Origin of the sequence: Variovorax sp. V35, assembly GCF_041154465.1 — a bacterium.
GTDB lineage: Bacteria > Pseudomonadota > Gammaproteobacteria > Burkholderiales > Burkholderiaceae_C > Variovorax > Variovorax boronicumulans.
Window position 1 is genome coordinate 5,730,742 of record NZ_AP028666.1, and the last position, 15,187, is coordinate 5,745,928.

The following is a 15,187-nucleotide window of genomic DNA, read 5'->3' on the forward strand; positions in this document are numbered from 1 at the left end:
AGTTTTTCCATGTCCCTGCGCTTTCACCGCCTCGCCCGCCTCGGCGTGCTGGCCGCCGCCCTCGTCGCCGCCGGCGGCGCCATGGCCCAGACCGCCATCTGCTACAACTGCCCGACCGAATGGGCCGACTGGGGCACCCAGCTCAAGGCCATCAAGGCCAAGACCGGCATCACCGTGCCGGCCGACAACAAGAACTCGGGCCAGTCGCTCGCTCAGCTGGTCGCCGAAAAGGCCAGCCCCGTGGCCGACGTCACCTACCTCGGCGTGACCTTCGCCGTGCAGGCCGCCAAAGACGGCGTGGTCGAGCCCTACAAGCCGGCCGCCTGGAAAGACATTCCCGACGGCCTGAAGGACCCCGCAGGCAACTGGTTCACCATCCACTCGGGCACGCTCGGCTTCATGGTCAACGTCGACGCGCTCAAGGGCAAGCCGGTGCCCAAGTCGTGGGCCGACCTGCTCAAGCCCGAGTACAAGGGCCTCATCGGCTACCTCGACCCCGCCTCGGCCTTCGTGGGCTACGTGGGCGCCGTGGCCGTGAACCAGGCGCGCGGCGGCACGCTCGACAACTTCAAGCCGGCCATCGACTACTTCAAGGCGCTGCAGAAGAACGAGCCCATCGTGCCCAAGCAGACCTCGTACGCGCGCGTGCTGTCGGGCGAGATCGCGATCCTGCTCGACTACGACTTCAACGCCTACCGCGCCAAGTACAAGGACAAGGCCAACGTCGCCTTCGTCATCCCCAGCGAAGGCACGCTGGCCGTGCCCTACGTGATGAGCCTGGTCGCCAAGGCGCCGCACGCGGCCGATGCCAAGAAGGTGCTCGACTTCACGCTGTCCGACGAAGGCCAGGCGATCTGGGCCAAGGCCTACCTGCGCCCGGTGCGCGCCAGCGCGATGCCCAAGGAGATCGAGGCGCAGTTCCTGCCCGCGAGCGACTACGCGCGTGCCAAAACCGTCGACTACGCCCGCATGGCCGACGCGCAGCGTGGCTTCTCCGACCAGTACCTGAAGGAAGTGCGCTGACCCGGCGCCGCGCGCGATGACACGCAGCACCACATCCTCCAACGCCTGGGACCCGCGCTGGCGACTGCTGGCCTGCGTCGCGCCGGCGGCCGTCTTCTTCGCGGCCTTCTGGCTGCTGCCGGTGGTGCGCCTGCTCGCGCTGCCGGCCGACAAGGGCGCCGCCACCTACTTCGCGGTGCTGACCGATGCGCGCTACCTGCACAGCATGGCCAACACCGTCGCGCTGTCGGTGGCGGTGACGCTGGCCACGCTGGTGCTGGGCGCGGCGGTGGGCATCTACCTCGCGCGCCATGCCTTCCCGGGCAAGCGCATGCTGCTGTCGCTGCTCACGCTGCCGCTGTCGTTCCCGGGCGTGATCATCGGCTTCTTCGTGATCCTGCTCGGCGGGCGCCAGGGCGTGGTGGCCGACCTGAGCGACGCGCTGGTCGGCGAGCGCATCACCTTCGCCTACGGCCTGCTCGGCCTCTTCCTGGCGTACCTGTATTTCTCGCTGCCGCGCGCCATCGCCACCTACGCCGCGGCGGCCGAGTCGATGAACACGCAGCTCGAGGAAGCGGCGCGTTCGCTCGGCGCCTCGAAGCTGCGCGTGGCGCGCGACGTGTGGATGCCCGAGCTCGCGCCCACCACGCTGGCCTGCGGCGCCATTTTGTTCGCCACCTCGATGGGCGCCTTCGGCACGGCCTTCACGCTGGCCAGCAAGTTCGAGGTGATCCCCATCACCATCTACAACGAGTTCACCAACTACGCCAACTTCGCGCTCGCCGCGTCGCTGTCGATCTCGCTGGGCGTCGTGACCTGGCTGGTGCTCTTCGTGGCGCGCCGCTTCGGCGCCAACCCGGTCGCCCGATGATGAAGACCCCTTCGCAACCCCGCGCCCCCTTTCTGCTCGCCGTCACCGTGATCGTGAGCCTCTTCATGATCGCGCCGATGCTGCTGTCGGTGATGGCCGGCCTCGTCAACAACTACAGCACCGGCCTGAAGAGCGGCCTCACGCTGCGCTGGCTCGGCGAGGTGTGGGAGAACTACGGCGGTACCGTCGGCTGGTCGCTCGCGCTGGCCGTCGCCTGCGTCGTGTGCACCGTGCTGATCGGCGTGCCCTGCGCCTACACGCTGGCGCGCAGCCGCTCGCGCGCGGCGCACATTTTCGAAGAACTTCTGACCCTGCCGGTCGCGGTGCCGGGCCTGGCGACGGCGCTCGCGCTCATCCTCGCCTACGGCCAGCTCACGGCCTTCCGCCAGAGCTTCGCCTTCATCCTCGTGGGCCACATCGTCTTCACGCTGCCCTTCATGGTGCGCACCGTGAGCTCGGCCTTCCAGCGCGACGACCTGCTCGCGCTCGAAGAGGCCGCGCGCTCGCTGGGCGCGAACTTCCGCCAGCGCTTCATGGGCATCCTCGTGCCTGCGGTGTTCCCGGCCATCGTGGCCGGCAGCCTGATGGTGTTCACGCTGTCGGTGGGCGAATTCAACCTCACCTGGATGCTGCACACGCCGCTCACGCGCACGCTGCCCGTGGGCCTGGCCGACAGCTACGCCTCGATGCGCATCGAGATCGGATCGGCCTACACGCTGGTCTTTTTCGCAGTGATCCTTCCCGTGCTGTGGGGCCTGCAGTACCTTGCCAACCTGATGCAGAAACGCCATGGAACTTGAACGCATCCCCGTCGACATCTCGAACTGCGCGAAGACGTATGCCGACGGCACGCGCGGCCTGCAGCCCACCAACCTCAAGGTCGAGGCCGGCGAAGTGCTCGCGCTGCTCGGCCCCTCGGGCTGCGGCAAGACCACGCTGCTGCGCCTCATCGCCGGGCTGGAAGCACCCGACGACGGCAGCCGCATCGTCTTCGGCGACCAGGACGTCACGCAGCGCCCGGTCGAACACCGCGGCGTGGGCATGGTGTTCCAGAGCTACGCGCTCTTTCCGCAGATGACGGTGGCGGCCAACATCGGCTACGGCCTGCGCATCCGCGGCGTGTCGCCCGAGGAAGAAAAACGCGCCGTCGGCGAACTGGTCGACCTCGTGCGACTGGGCGGCCTGGAGAACAAGCGCCCCGCCGAACTCTCGGGCGGCCAGCGCCAGCGCGTGGCCCTGGCGCGCGCCGTGGCCGTGCGCCCGCGCGTGCTGCTGCTCGACGAGCCGCTGGCCGCGCTCGACGCCAAGCTCAAGGAATCGCTGCGCGACGAACTCGCCGAGCTGCTGCGCCGCCTGCACATCACGGCCATCCATGTCACGCACGACCAGCAGGAGGCGCTGGCGATCGCCGACCGGCTCGCCGTGATGCGCGCCGGGCGCATCGTGCAGGTCGGACGCGGCGAAGACCTGTACCGCGCGCCCGCGCACCCCTTCGTGGCCGAGTTCCTGGGCCGGGTCAACCGGCTGGAGCGCGCGCCCGACGCCATCGCACAGGGCGTTGTCCGACTCGGAGGGTCGTCGCTGCCCTGCCCCGCGCCCTGGCAGCAGCATGCGACGCTGCTGGTGCGGCCCGAAGACATCGAGGTCGGCGCGCCCCCGCCCGGCGAGGCGCCCGGCTGGGGCCGCGCCACGGTCGAACGCCGCACCTTCCTCGGCGACCGCGTGCAGTTGCACCTGCGCCTGCAGGACCAGCCCGTGCTGGTGGCCGACGTGGGCCGCGACAACCCCTTCGGACCGGGCGACGCGGTGGGCCTGCGCATCCCGGCCGACCGCCTGATGACCTCGCAGGAAACCCGCGCATGACGACAACGAATCCCAACACCTTCCTGGTCCAGCTGACCGACCTGCACATCCGCGAGCCCGGCCGGCTGGCCTACGGCCGCATCGACACGGCGCCCTACCTCGCGCGCGCCGTGCAGTCGGTGCTCGCGCTGCGCCAGCCGCCCGACGCGGTGGTGATCACCGGCGACCTGACCGACTTCGGCCGCGCGGCCGAGTACGACCACTTGGCCGCCCTGCTCGCGCCGCTGACGATGCCCGTCTACCTGCTGCCCGGCAACCACGACGACCGCGACCAATTGCGCCGCAGCTTCCCCGGCCACGCCTACCTGGACACGGGCGCCGACACGCACGGCTTCGTGCAGTACTCGGTGCGCGTCGGCGACCTGCGGCTGCTCACGCTCGACACCTGCGTGCCCGGCGCCAGCCACGGCACGCTGTGCGACAAGCGCCTGGCCTGGCTCGAAGCCCAGCTCGACGCCTGCCGCCACGAGCCCGTGGTGGTCGCCATGCACCACCCGCCCTTCGAGACGCTGATCGGCCACATGGACGAGATCGGCCTGCTCGAAGGCGCCGACGCGCTCGAGGCCCTGCTGCGCCGCTACACGAACGTCGAGCGCGTGATCTGCGGCCACCTGCACCGCGCCATCGACGTGCGCTTCGGCGGCACCATCGCCTCGACCTCGCCGGCGCAGGCGCACCAGGTCTGCCTCGACCTGGCGCCCGACGCCGCCTCGGCCTGGACGCTGGAGCCGCCTTCGTTCCGGGTGCACGCCTGGTCCGCGGCCGGGCGCCGGCTCGTCACCCACCTGGCGGCCTCCGGCAGCTTCGAAGGGCCTTATCCTTTCCACGACAACGGAGCCCTGATCGACTGAAGCGTCTACTTGTGGAAAATGGGGCTGAAACGAATCAAAACGAAAACAAGAGAAAGGTCAGACCCCGCCCTCCATGAAGCACCTTCTGAATCTGCTTGCGGCCGTCGCCCTGCTGGTGTGGGGCACGCACCTCGTGCGCACCGGCGTGCTGCGCGTCTTCGGCGCCAACCTGCGCAAGATCCTCGTGCAGAGCATGCGCAACCGCTTCACGGCTGCGCTCTCGGGCATCGGCGTGACGGCGCTCGTGCAGTCGAGCACGGCCACCTCGCTCATGACCTCCTCGTTCGTCGGGCAGGGCCTGGTCACGCTGCCGGCCGCGCTGGCGGTGATGCGGGGCGCCGACGTGGGCACGGCGCTGATCTCGGTACTGTTCTCGGCCGACCTCTCTTGGCTCTCGCCGATGTTCATCTTCGTGGGGGTGGTGCTGTTCATCACGCGCTCGGCCACCGTGGCGGGGCGCGTGGGGCGGGTGCTGATCGGGCTGGGGCTGATGCTGCTGGCGCTGCAGCTGGTGGTCGCGGCCACCGAGCCGCTGTTCTCGTCGCCGGCCGTGCGGGCGCTGCTGGCGTCCATCACCAGCGATGTGCTGCTGGAGATCACCCTGGGTGCCGCGCTGGCCATCGTGGCGTACTCGAGCCTGGCGGTGGTGCTGCTGGTGGCGGCCATGGCGAGTTCGAACGTGGTGCCGCTCGACGTGGCGCTGGGCCTGGTGCTCGGCGCCAACCTCGGCAGCGGCCTGCTGGCGGTGCTGACCACGGCGCGCTCTGCCGTGTCGGTGCGGCAGGTGACGGTGGGCAACCTGCTGTTCAAGGCGCTGGGCGTGGCGCTGGTCACGCCGTTCGTGGGGCTGTGGGTGCGCTACGTGCAGCCCCAGCTGCCGAACCAGACGCACGGCGTGGTGCTGTTCCACCTGGCCTTCAACATCGTGATCAGCGTCGGCTTCATCGGTCTCACGCAGTGGGTCGCCAAGCTGGTGACGCGCATGCTGCCCGTGCCGCCGCAGCCCGTGGGCACGAGCCGGCCGCATCACCTCGATCCTTCGGCGCTGTCGACGCCTTCGCTCGCCATTTCGAACGCGGCGCGCGAGGCGCTGCACCAGGCGGACATCGTGGAGACGATGCTGATCGGCACGCTCGACGTGATCCGCAACAACGACCTGCGGCTGGCGCAGGAGCTGCGGCAACTCGATGACACGGTGGACGAGCTGTACTCGGCGATCAAGTACTACATGACGCGCATCTCGCGCGAGGCGCTGGGCGAAGAGGAAAGCCGGCGGTGGACGGACATCATCAGCTTCACGATCAACATGGAGCAGATCGGGGACATCATCGAGCGGGTGATCATCGATATCGAGGACAAGAAGATCAAGCCGCAGCGCAACTTCTCGGAAGCGGGGATGGCGGAAATCGTCGAGTTGCACCAGCGGCTGGTTGCCAACCTGCGGTTGAGCATGAGCGTGTTCTTGAACGGCAATGTTCGTGACGCGCAGAAGCTGCTGGAAGAGAAGGCGCGGTTTCGGGATCTGGAGCGGGCCTATGCAACAACCCATCTGGATCGGTTGTCGGATCGGACTACTTTGAGCATCGAGACGAGTTCTCTGCACATCGATCTGATCAGTGATTTGAAGCGGATCAATTCGCATATCTGTTCGATTGCTTATCCGATTCTGGAGTCGGCGGGGGCGTTGGCGCCTAGCCGGCTGCGGGAGTCTCGGTTGGGGAAGATCGAGGGTTAGTCGTTTGGGGGGCTGAGGCCGGGTCTCGCCCCGGCGGGCGACTCACTTTCTTTGCTTCGCCAAAGAAAGTAAGCAAAGAAAGGCGACCCTGCTGTCTGCGTCCCTCCGCTTCGCTGCGGGCAACCTGCGGTGCTCACGTTTCGCGGGGTCTCGCCCAAACTCGCTTCGCTCAAACAAGGGCGAGCCCTGATCCGCGAAACGCTCCGCTCCTCGGCGCATACAGAAGGGGTGGGGAACCTCACAGGCCTTTGCTTCGCTCGGCCTGGGAACACCGCAAGGCTCTGCCTCGTTTACCAGAAGTCTCCTAAAAGGCCGGCAATGCTCGGGGCTCCGAAGGAGTTCGACATGACCATTGTTCTGCCGCAAAGCGCGGTCGCCGCGTCGCTCGGGGTGCAGCAACTCGCCACCGCGTTCAGCCCGGCGTTTTCGCATCTGCGCATTCTTCGCAACCTCATCATCCCGATGCCCTCCGGTTGCGCGGTGCCCACGGCGCGCATCGATGCGGTGATCGTGTGCGAGACGGGCGTCTACCTGTTCGAGATCAAGGCCTGGCGCAATGCGTTCGTCTACCGCAAGAAGTCCGACGAGGCGCCGCCGCGCTGGTTCCTGCGGTTGCATGGCTGCACGCGGGCGCGCGAGGTGAAAGACCCGGCCTGGCAGGGCGGGCGCAAGACGACGCAGTTGCGCAGCCTGCTGCCCGACGACCTGCGGCTGCAGTACTTCGTGCTGCTGCCGTGCGAAGGCGTGGAGCTGGAGGGCGTGATGCCGGCTGCCGTGATCACGCAGCAAGACCTGCCGTACATCGCACGCCTGGTGCGCAACAACGGGCGCACGGCGCGCACGTACCCGCTGCTGGACGCGCAGGCGGTCGATCGCACGGTGCAGCGGCTGCTGGAGATCCAGGGCGACCTGTCGCTGGAGACGCATGCGCAGAACTGCCGCGAACGCATTGAACGGCCTGCGGTGGCGTGGCCGGCGGTGAACGCGATGGGGTTGCAGTAACGACTGCTCACCAACCGGCCCTGCGCGCGGGAGGGCGTCCCACATTCCTCCGACATTGGTGAAGACCATGCGGTGATGACGATTCTTCCCAAGTCCCTCGCGGCCCTTGCTGCGTTGTGCCTCGCGATGGCAGCCTGCCCGGCACAGGCCGCCGACCCGTTCACCGTGCAGGAGATCCGTCTCGAAGGCCTGCAGCGCGTCGAAGCGGGCACGGTGTTCGCGACCCTCGGCCTGAAGGCCGGCGACACGTACAGCGACGACCGCGGCAGCGCGGCGATCCGCGCGTTGTTCGACCTGGGGCTGTTCAAGGACGTGCGCATCGACGTCAATGGCCAGGTGCTCGTGGTCATCGTCGAAGAACGCCCCACCGTGGCCGATGTCGACTTCGCGGGCACCAAGGAGTTCGACAAGGCGGCGCTGCAGAAGGCGCTGCGCGACATCGGGCTGGCCGAAGGCCGGCCGTACGACAAGGCGCTGGCCGACCGCGCACAGCAGGAGCTCAAGCGCCAGTACATCGGCCGCAGCCTCTACAACGCGCAGGTGGTCACGACCGTCACGCCGCTGGAGCGCAACCGCGTCAACCTGACGTTCAGCGTGACGGAGGGCGAGCCGGCGCGCATCACGCGGGTGCGCGTGGTGGGCCAGCAGGCTTTCGACGAACGCACGCTGCTCGACCTGTTCGACCAGGACAGCGGCGGCTGGCTGGCCTGGTACACGAAGTCGAACCAGTACGCGCGCAGCAAGTTCGACGCCGACCTGGAAACGCTGCGTTCGTTCTACCTGACGCGCGGCTACCTCGAGTTCCGCATCGAGTCGACGCAGGTCGCGATCTCGGCGGACCGGCAGACGCTGGAGCTCACGGTGAACATCAGCGAGGGCGAGAAGTTCGCGGTGGCCGGCGTGAAGCTGGCGGGCAACTACCTGGGGCGCGAGGACGAGTTCAAGTCGCTCGTCACCGTGCGCCCCGGCGCGCCCTACAACGGCGAGGACGTGGCGGCCACCACCAAGGCCTTCGCCGACCACTTCGGCACCTTCGGCTACGCCTTTGCGCGCGTGAAGGCGGAGCCCGAGATCGACCGCGCGCAGCGCCGCGTCGTGATGGTGCTGAACGCCGAGCCCGGGCGGCGCGCCTATGTGCGGCGGCTGAACATCGGCGGCAATGCGCGCACGCGCGACGAGGTGATCCGGCGCGAGTTCCGCCAGTACGAAGGCGCCTGGTACGACGGCACGAAGATCAAGCTGTCGCGCGACCGTGTGGACCGCCTGGGCTTCTTCACCGAGGTGAACGTCGAGACCGCCGAAGTGCCGGGCAGCAACGACCAGGTCGACCTGAACGTCACCGTGGCCGAGAAGCCCACCGGCTCGCTGCAACTCGGCGCGGGCTACTCGTCGACCGACAAGATCTCGCTGAGCTTCGGCATCACGCAGGAGAACGTGTTCGGCTCGGGCAACTACCTGGGGTTGCAGGTCAACACCAGCTCGTACAACCGCTCGGTGTCGCTCACGGCCACCGACCCGTACTTCACGAAGGACGGCATCTCGCGCACCTTCAACCTGTTCCACACCACCACGCGGCCCTACTACGAGGCCGACGGCAACTACAAGCTCGCGAGCGACGGCGGCTCGGTGCGCTTCGGGCTGCCGGTGAACGAGCTGGACACGGTGTACCTGGGCATCGGCGTCGAACGTTATTCGTTCACGCCAGGCACCAACGGTTCGTACACGCTGGTCAACGGCTCGTATGTCTACACGGCCACGCCGCAGGCCTACCTCGACTACTTCCAGTGCACCGGCACCGCGCCGAGCGTGGTGTGCGCGGGCAGGAACGTGGTGGGCATCCCGGCGACCGTGGGCTGGTCGCGCGACGACCGCGACAGCGCGCTGGTGCCCACGCGCGGGCGCCTGCAGAGCGCCAACCTCGAGCTGGGCGTGGGCAGCGAACTGCGCTACCTGAAGACCAACTACCAGTACCAGCAGTACGTGCCGCTGTCCAAGCAGTACACGCTGGCCTTCAACGGCCAGCTCGGCTACGCGAAGGCGCTGGGCGGCAGCAGCTTCCCGATCTTCAAGAACTTCTACGCGGGCGGGCTAGGCTCGATCCGCGGCTTCGAGCAGAACTCGCTGGGCCCGACCGACGCGGTCACCGGCGGTTCGCTGGGCGGCACGCGCAAGGCGATCTTCAACATGGAGCTGACCACGCCCTTCCCCGGCGCGGGCAACGACAAGTCGCTGCGCCTGTACACCTTCTTCGATGCGGGCAACGTGTTCGCCGAACGCACGGCCAGCATGACCGACGCACAATGGAAGGCGCAGAACCGCCTGCGCGCGTCGGCCGGCCTGGGCATCAGCTGGATCTCGCCGCTGGGCCCGCTGCGCCTGGCGTATGCGGTGCCCATCGTCTACCAGAAGGAGGACACGGCCAACGGCATCGCGGCCGACCGCACGCAGCGCTTCCAGTTCCAGATCGGCACGTCCTTCTGAACCGGCCCGCACGCCCATGAGCCGCATCCTGCTGGTGGAAGACGGACGCGAGATCGCGTCGCTGCTGCTGGGCCCGCTGCAACACGCGGGCCACGAGGTGGAGCAGCTGGGCGACGGCGCCGCCGCGCTCGAGCGCATCCTGCACGCGCCGCCGGCGCTCACGCTGCTCGACGTGGTGCTGCCGCGCATCGACGGGCTGCAGGTGATCGCGCAGGTGCGCGCGCGCAGCGACCACCCGATCATCGTGCTGACGGCGCGCGCGCTCGAGGCCGACCGGCTGCGTGGCTTCGACCTGGGCGCCGACGACTATGTCTGCAAGCCCTTCTCGCCGCGCGAGGTGGTGGCGCGCGTGCACACGGTGCTGCGCCGGCGCACGCCGCCCGACCTGAGCGTGGGCATGGCCTCGCCGGCCGTGGCCTTCGACAGCGCGCTGGGCCATGCCTGGCTGGAGGGCCGGGCCCTGGCGCTCACGCGCCGCGAGCTGCTGTTGCTGCGCGCGCTGTCGCGCGAACCGGGCCGCGTGTTCACGCGCGCCAGGCTGCTCGAAGCGGCGTTCCCCGAGGTGCTGGACGTGAACGAGCGCGCGGTCGACGGGCACATCAAGAACCTGCGGCGCAAGCTCGCGGCCGTGTCGCCTTCGCACGGCTGGATCCGCTCGGTCTACGGCGTGGGGTTCAGCTTCGCGCAGCGGCCGGGCTGAGGGCGGGCCTGGCCTTGCATGCGCCGTGGCCGCGCGGCCCGCGGCCTTCGCTGCCCCTTTGCATGATCGGCGCCAGCGTCGCCAGGCGCGAGTTGCGCGCCTCGGCCTGCCGGGCCTCCGCGCAGGCGCCGCGTGCTGCGACGCCGATGCCCAGCGCCAGGCTGCACAAGGCCAGGCCGCCCGCGCAGGCGTGGGCCAGCGCGCGCATCGCGGCGCGCGGCGTCATCCGCCAATCGGCAGATGCAGCGGACGGGAGCGGCATGCGCAACACCGCTCAGCCTTCCGTGCGCGGCGGCACCAGCGCGCGGATGCGGGCGAGGCCCTCGGGCGTGCGCGGCCGCATCGGCCGCACGCCGCCCGCCGGCATGGGGCCGCTGCCGGGCGGCGGCGGGCGCTCGGTCACCGGGCGCGCGGCGGGGTCGACCACCAGCGTGAGCAGCGCGACGTAGCGCCGGCCCTCCTCGCGCACCGCGCCCAGCACCGTGTCACCGGCCCGCAATGCGATGCCGTCGGCGCTGTTGAGCGTGTCGCGCAGCCGCGCGCGCTGGTAGCTGGAGACCTGCGTGTAGAGGAACTCGCTGAGCGCATCGGGCAGGAAGAACTGCGTCGTGAGCACGGCGCGCTCGCGGTGGTGCACCTTGACGTGGATGTGCGTGGTGCGCCCCGCGTACCAGCCCGGGTAGAGCGTGGCGAACGTGGCCTGGCCGTCGCGGTCGGTGCGCTGGCTGCCGCGCAGGAAGGCCTGGCCTTCGAAGCCGCGCGTGCGGTCGTCGCCCTGCCCGCCGAAGCCCGAGTAGTTGCCCTGCGCGTCGCAGTGCCACAGGTCGGTGCGCAGGCCGCGCAATGGCCGCCCGGCGGCATCGAGCACGCGCAGGCGCACATCGAGCGGCACGCCCTCGCGGCCGTCGGTCAGGTCGGTGCGGAAGTTCGCGAGGTCCAGGTAGTACGGGCCCTCGGTGGTCTGGGCGGTCAGCGGAAGCTTCTGCGCTGCGGCAGCCCCGGGTGTGGACGCGCCCAGGCCCGCCGCACCGATCGCGGCCAGCAGGCCCCGGCGCCCGATCGCTTCACCGGCCATGAGCAGCCTCCTGCTTTCTGGCAGGCGCTTGCACGCCGGAGGCCCGCGCCTCGGCCCAGACCACGAGCAGCGTCCACACATGCGCGACGCCCCAGAACAGCGCCGCCAGCAGGAACAGCAGCAGGTCGATGTCGGTGTCGCCCGGGGGCGTGGACGGCGGCGCGGCGTGCCCCGGCGGGGCCCAGGCGAGCGCGGCGGCGGCCAGTGCGCGGAAGGCGGAGGTGGAAGGGGCGCGGTGCGTGTCCGGTGTCATGACGGGCATCGTGCGATCCGAATCGGGAGAAATGTGGGAGAGGCACGCAAGGACGCGTCTCCCAGATTCCTCCCCAATCGGGCGCCATGATCGGCGGCTTGCCCATGCCATCCCCGCCCCCGAAACGCATGCCGCAGAATGCGGCCATGCCCCCGCCGCCGAGCCCATGCCGCGCCTGACCCTCTCCCGCAAGATCTTCCTGGCCCTGGCCGCCCTGCTGATCGTGCTGCTGCTGAGCTTCGTGGGCTTCTCGATCGTCGCGCTGCAACGCGGCCTGGGCGCCTACGTGGCCGAGATCGAGATTCGCCGCATGGACTGGCTCTCGCAGCTCCTGCTGAAGCACTACACCGCCAACGGCGACTGGAAGAAACTGCGCGACAACGACGACGCCTGGCACCGCCTGCAGCTGGGCCAGTCGGCGATGGTGATCGACGGCGCCGCCGCGCCCGACGACCGGCGGCTGCCGCCCTGGTACGAGCGCCGCGCGCCCGGCACACAGGGCGACGGCGCGCCGCAGGCAGAACCGTCCAGCGGGCTCTCGCCCACCGCCTCGCCCACGCCGCCGCAGCTCGACCTGCTGCCCCGCCGCTTCCTGATGCCGCCCCCGGGCTTCTTCCCCGGCCTGGCCGGCCCGCCCGACTCGATCTTCCGCCGCCTCGCCGTGCTCGACGCGCACGGCGCGCTCGTGGTCGGCGCGACCATCGACCCGGAGAACGCCGCACGCCGGCCGATCCGCCACGGGCGCACCGTCGTCGGCTACCTCGCGCTCGCGCCGATGCAGGGCCTGGAGAGCGAGGCCGACCGCGCCTTCCTCGCCCGGCAGTCCGGCGTGATCGCGCTCACCGGGCTGTGCGGCCTGGCCTTCGCCCTCGTGCTGTCGTGGCTGCTGGCGCGCCGCTGGTTCCAGCCGATCGACGCGCTCACGCAGGCCGCGCAGGACGTGGCGCGCGGACGGCTCTCGACGCGCGTCGCGGTCCACGGCTCGGACGAACTCGCGCTGCTGGGCAAGACCTTCAACGACATGGCGCAGCGCCTGGACACGGCCGAGGCCTCGCGCCGCGCCTGGCTGGCCGATGCAGCGCACGAGCTGCGCACGCCGCTGGCCGCCATGCGCGCGGAGATCGAGGCGCTGCAGGACGGCGTGCGCAGCTTCGACGAACGCACCGCGCTGCGCATGCACCGGCAGGTGATCCGCCTCGGCCAGCTGGTCGACGACCTGCGCAGCAGCATGCGCGAGCCCCAGAGCGACCTGCTGAAGGCGCCGGTGTACCCGCTGTCGCTGCTGAAGGAGGCGCTCGACCACACGCGCGACCGCTTCGCGCAGCGCGGCATCGCGCTCGACCGCGACGCCCTCGACCGCATCGCCGCCTCGGCCCAGCCGGTGATCGACGGCGACGCGCACCGGCTGCACCAGGTCTTCATGAACCTGCTGGAGAACACGCTGGCCTACACCGACGCCGGCGGCCAGTTGCGCATCGGCGTGACCGTCGAAGGCGCCTGGACCGGCAATTGCCTCACGCTGGTGTTCGACGACAGCGCACCGGGCGTGCCCGAGGAAGAGATTCCGCGCCTCTTCGACCGCCTGTTCCGCGGCGAGACCTCGCGCAGCCGCGCGCTGGGCGGCTCGGGCCTGGGCCTGTCGATCTGCCGCGCGACCCTCGAGGCGCACGGCGGCAGCATCGAGGCGGCGCCCTCGCCGCTGGGCGGCCTGCGCATGACGATCACCCTTCCCCTGGCGGCCTCCGCATGACACGCATCGTGATCGTCGAGGACGAACTCGACATCGCCTCCGTGGTGCAGGACTACCTGCGCCACGCCGGCTACGACACCGAGCACTTCGCCGATGGGCAGAGCGCGCTCGAACGCATCGTCGCTGCGCCGCCCGACCTCACGCTGCTCGACATCATGCTGCCGCGCCTCGATGGCATCGAGGTGCTGCGCCGCGCGCGGGAGCACACCGCCCATCCGATCATCATGCTCACCGCGCGCATCGAGGAGGTCGACCGCCTGCTCGGACTGGAGCTGGGCGCCGACGACTACGTGTGCAAGCCCTTCTCGCCGCGCGAGCTGGTGGCGCGCGTGCGCGCCGTGCTGCGCCGCACCGCGCCGGCACCGGCCGTGGCCGCGCAGGGCGCGCCTGGCGATGCACCGGGGCTCGTGCTCGACGACGTGCACTGGCGCGCCTCGCTCGACGGCACGCCGCTGAACCTCACGCGCCGCGAGTTCGGGCTGCTGCAGGTGCTGTCGCGGCACCCGGGCCGCATCTTCTCGCGCGCCCGGCTGCTGGAGCTGGCCTACGACGACACGGTGGACGTGACCGAGCGCGCCATCGACAGCCACGTGAAGAACCTGCGCCGCAAGCTCGGCGCGGTGACGCCCGCGCACGACTGGATTCGGTCGGTGTATGGCGTGGGCTTCGCGTGGGAAGCGCCGCCGCCGGCCTGAACGGCCAGGCTAGTTCTGTCGAGGGGCTGCCGCGCGAATTTGCGTCGCCGTCTTCGCCCAGGTCTTCTCCAGCATCCGCGAAAGATAGGACGCCGACTCCCAGCCGACCTGCAGCGCGATGGACAGCACCGAGTCCCGCGTGGTCTGCAGCAGGTACACGGCCCGCTCGATGCGCTGGCGCTGCAGGAACTCCAGCGGCGAGATGCCGTGCTTCGCGCGAAAGATCCGCTCCACCTGCCGGCGCGACAGCCGGTGCTGCTGGGCAAAGGCGTCGAGCGACAGGGGTTGCGCCAGATCGCGCAGCATCGTTTCGGCCAGCAGCTCGGCCACCCACAACGCCGGCGAGGCGTCGCCCTCCGACAACAGGTTGGCGCTCAGGCGCGCGGCCTCCATCACGAGCGCGCCGCACAGCACGTAGTTCTCGCTGTCGCCGGCACGGGTCGATTCGAACATCCGCTGCGACAAGGCGCCCAGCGCGGCGCTGCCCGCGCGCATGCCTTGCGGGGGCCGCACGACGCCCTGCGCCTGCAAGGCCGTGGCCCACAGCGCCGGATCGACGTAGACCGCGACATGGCTCTGGCCGGCGGTGAGCGTGGTCGTCGAATGCGCGCTGCCCGCCGCGAACCAGACGAAGTGGCCGGGCCCGAGGCGCTGCGCCTCGCCCTGCGCATCGCCCACGCTGAAGCGGCCTGCGATGGGCACGAACAGCATGTCGCAATCGTGCACGTGCGCGTCGGTGGCGTAGTGGTCGCGGGTGTTGGCGACCATCGTCGCCTGGTGAGACAGCCGTTCGACGAACAGCGATTGGCGGGGCGGCGGATGGCTGGAAGTCAGTGGCATGGCCGTTCCTTGTCGCATTCGAAGCCGCGCATGTCGCAATCGGGCGCACGCGTTGGCGCGCGCTCCACA

General features: G+C 70.0%; 15 protein-coding genes. 11 read left to right on the forward strand and 4 right to left on the reverse strand.

What is annotated here, in order from left to right:
* Positions 1 to 9: 9 nt before the first annotated feature.
* The 9 genes from ACAM42_RS26330 (at position 10) to ACAM42_RS26370 (ending at position 10,505) form a co-directional block, all read left to right on the forward strand.
* Positions 10 to 1,023, forward strand: coding sequence for an ABC transporter substrate-binding protein (locus tag ACAM42_RS26330; RefSeq protein WP_062480910.1), 1,014 nt, complete (start codon positions 10 to 12; stop codon positions 1,021 to 1,023).
* A 16-nt stretch (positions 1,024 to 1,039) separates the two neighbouring features.
* Entirely contained in the window at positions 1,040 to 1,873 is an 834-nt protein-coding gene (locus ACAM42_RS26335; RefSeq protein WP_369629896.1) for an ABC transporter permease, read from the forward strand.
* Positions 1,873 to 2,673 (forward strand): ABC transporter permease, encoded by an 801-nt coding sequence (locus ACAM42_RS26340; RefSeq protein WP_307587071.1) that lies wholly within the window; start codon positions 1,873 to 1,875, stop codon positions 2,671 to 2,673. The genes ACAM42_RS26335 and ACAM42_RS26340 overlap by 1 nt, the downstream gene beginning before the upstream one ends.
* Complete coding sequence (locus ACAM42_RS26345) at positions 2,663 to 3,736, forward strand: ABC transporter ATP-binding protein (protein ID WP_139703304.1); 1,074 nt, start codon at positions 2,663 to 2,665, stop codon at positions 3,734 to 3,736. Before ACAM42_RS26340 ends, ACAM42_RS26345 begins: the two co-directional genes overlap by 11 nt.
* Positions 3,733 to 4,587, forward strand: coding sequence for a phosphodiesterase (locus tag ACAM42_RS26350; RefSeq protein ID WP_369629897.1), 855 nt, complete (start codon positions 3,733 to 3,735; stop codon positions 4,585 to 4,587). The genes ACAM42_RS26345 and ACAM42_RS26350 overlap by 4 nt, the downstream gene beginning before the upstream one ends.
* Before the next feature lie 73 nt (positions 4,588 to 4,660).
* Positions 4,661 to 6,322 carry a Na/Pi cotransporter family protein gene (locus ACAM42_RS26355; protein ID WP_062480901.1) on the forward strand — a complete coding sequence of 554 codons (1,662 nt, stop codon included), beginning with the start codon at positions 4,661 to 4,663 and terminating at the stop codon, positions 6,320 to 6,322.
* Positions 6,323 to 6,667: 345 nt separating this feature from the next.
* Complete coding sequence (locus ACAM42_RS26360; RefSeq protein WP_070062123.1) at positions 6,668 to 7,324, forward strand: nuclease-related domain-containing protein; 657 nt, start codon at positions 6,668 to 6,670, stop codon at positions 7,322 to 7,324.
* Positions 7,325 to 7,399: 75 nt separating this feature from the next.
* Positions 7,400 to 9,805: an outer membrane protein assembly factor BamA gene (bamA, locus tag ACAM42_RS26365; protein WP_369629898.1), complete on the forward strand. Its 2,406-nt coding sequence runs from the start codon at positions 7,400 to 7,402 to the stop codon at positions 9,803 to 9,805.
* A gap of 16 nt (positions 9,806 to 9,821) precedes the next feature.
* Positions 9,822 to 10,505, forward strand: a complete 684-nt coding sequence (locus ACAM42_RS26370) for a response regulator (protein WP_369629899.1) — start codon at positions 9,822 to 9,824, stop codon at positions 10,503 to 10,505.
* Here ACAM42_RS26370 and ACAM42_RS26375 read toward each other — a convergent pair.
* From ACAM42_RS26375 to ACAM42_RS26385, 3 genes are read right to left on the reverse strand one after another with little or no spacing between them, the layout of a single operon-like run.
* Positions 10,480 to 10,767: a hypothetical protein gene (locus tag ACAM42_RS26375; protein WP_369629900.1), complete on the reverse strand. Its 288-nt coding sequence runs from the start codon at positions 10,765 to 10,767 to the stop codon at positions 10,480 to 10,482. The genes ACAM42_RS26370 and ACAM42_RS26375 overlap by 26 nt on opposite strands.
* 12 nt (positions 10,768 to 10,779) lie before the next feature.
* A complete protein-coding gene (locus tag ACAM42_RS26380) occupies positions 10,780 to 11,580 on the reverse strand; it encodes an intradiol ring-cleavage dioxygenase (RefSeq protein ID WP_369629901.1) in 801 nt (266 codons plus the stop codon).
* On the reverse strand, positions 11,570 to 11,842 hold the full coding sequence (locus ACAM42_RS26385; RefSeq protein WP_369629902.1) for a hypothetical protein: 273 nt from the start codon (positions 11,840 to 11,842) through the stop codon (positions 11,570 to 11,572). Before ACAM42_RS26385 ends, ACAM42_RS26380 begins: the two co-directional genes overlap by 11 nt.
* Before the next feature lie 157 nt (positions 11,843 to 11,999).
* On the opposite strand from ACAM42_RS26385, the gene ACAM42_RS26390 reads away from it, so the two are divergent.
* Both ACAM42_RS26390 and ACAM42_RS26395 read left to right on the forward strand, forming a co-directional pair.
* Complete coding sequence (locus ACAM42_RS26390; RefSeq protein ID WP_369629903.1) at positions 12,000 to 13,583, forward strand: ATP-binding protein; 1,584 nt, start codon at positions 12,000 to 12,002, stop codon at positions 13,581 to 13,583.
* On the forward strand, positions 13,580 to 14,278 hold the full coding sequence (locus tag ACAM42_RS26395) for a response regulator (protein ID WP_095948738.1): 699 nt from the start codon (positions 13,580 to 13,582) through the stop codon (positions 14,276 to 14,278). Before ACAM42_RS26390 ends, ACAM42_RS26395 begins: the two co-directional genes overlap by 4 nt.
* 9 nt (positions 14,279 to 14,287) lie before the next feature.
* On the opposite strand, the gene ACAM42_RS26400 is transcribed toward ACAM42_RS26395, so the two are convergent.
* Positions 14,288 to 15,118, reverse strand: a complete 831-nt coding sequence (locus ACAM42_RS26400; RefSeq protein ID WP_185993656.1) for a helix-turn-helix domain-containing protein — start codon at positions 15,116 to 15,118, stop codon at positions 14,288 to 14,290.
* Positions 15,119 to 15,187 lie beyond the last annotated feature (69 nt).

Excerpts from the sequence above, each read along its gene's own strand:
- ACAM42_RS26330 (WP_062480910.1), top strand. The coding sequence starts at position 10 with ATGTCCCTGCGCTTTCACCGCCTCGCCCGCCTCGGCGTGCTGGCCGCC.
- ACAM42_RS26335 (WP_369629896.1), top strand. The coding sequence starts at position 1,040 with ATGACACGCAGCACCACATCCTCCAACGCCTGGGACCCGCGCTGGCGA.
- ACAM42_RS26340 (WP_307587071.1), top strand. The coding sequence starts at position 1,873 with ATGAAGACCCCTTCGCAACCCCGCGCCCCCTTTCTGCTCGCCGTCACC.
- ACAM42_RS26345 (WP_139703304.1), top strand. The coding sequence starts at position 2,663 with ATGGAACTTGAACGCATCCCCGTCGACATCTCGAACTGCGCGAAGACG.
- ACAM42_RS26350 (WP_369629897.1), top strand. The coding sequence starts at position 3,733 with ATGACGACAACGAATCCCAACACCTTCCTGGTCCAGCTGACCGACCTG.
- ACAM42_RS26355 (WP_062480901.1), top strand. The coding sequence starts at position 4,661 with ATGAAGCACCTTCTGAATCTGCTTGCGGCCGTCGCCCTGCTGGTGTGG.
- ACAM42_RS26360 (WP_070062123.1), top strand. The coding sequence starts at position 6,668 with ATGACCATTGTTCTGCCGCAAAGCGCGGTCGCCGCGTCGCTCGGGGTG.
- bamA (WP_369629898.1), top strand. The coding sequence starts at position 7,400 with ATGACGATTCTTCCCAAGTCCCTCGCGGCCCTTGCTGCGTTGTGCCTC.
- ACAM42_RS26370 (WP_369629899.1), top strand. The coding sequence starts at position 9,822 with ATGAGCCGCATCCTGCTGGTGGAAGACGGACGCGAGATCGCGTCGCTG.
- ACAM42_RS26375 (WP_369629900.1), bottom strand. The coding sequence starts at position 10,767 with ATGCCGCTCCCGTCCGCTGCATCTGCCGATTGGCGGATGACGCCGCGC.
- ACAM42_RS26380 (WP_369629901.1), bottom strand. The coding sequence starts at position 11,580 with ATGGCCGGTGAAGCGATCGGGCGCCGGGGCCTGCTGGCCGCGATCGGT.
- ACAM42_RS26385 (WP_369629902.1), bottom strand. The coding sequence starts at position 11,842 with ATGCCCGTCATGACACCGGACACGCACCGCGCCCCTTCCACCTCCGCC.
- ACAM42_RS26390 (WP_369629903.1), top strand. The coding sequence starts at position 12,000 with ATGCCGCGCCTGACCCTCTCCCGCAAGATCTTCCTGGCCCTGGCCGCC.
- ACAM42_RS26395 (WP_095948738.1), top strand. The coding sequence starts at position 13,580 with ATGACACGCATCGTGATCGTCGAGGACGAACTCGACATCGCCTCCGTG.
- ACAM42_RS26400 (WP_185993656.1), bottom strand. The coding sequence starts at position 15,118 with ATGCCACTGACTTCCAGCCATCCGCCGCCCCGCCAATCGCTGTTCGTC.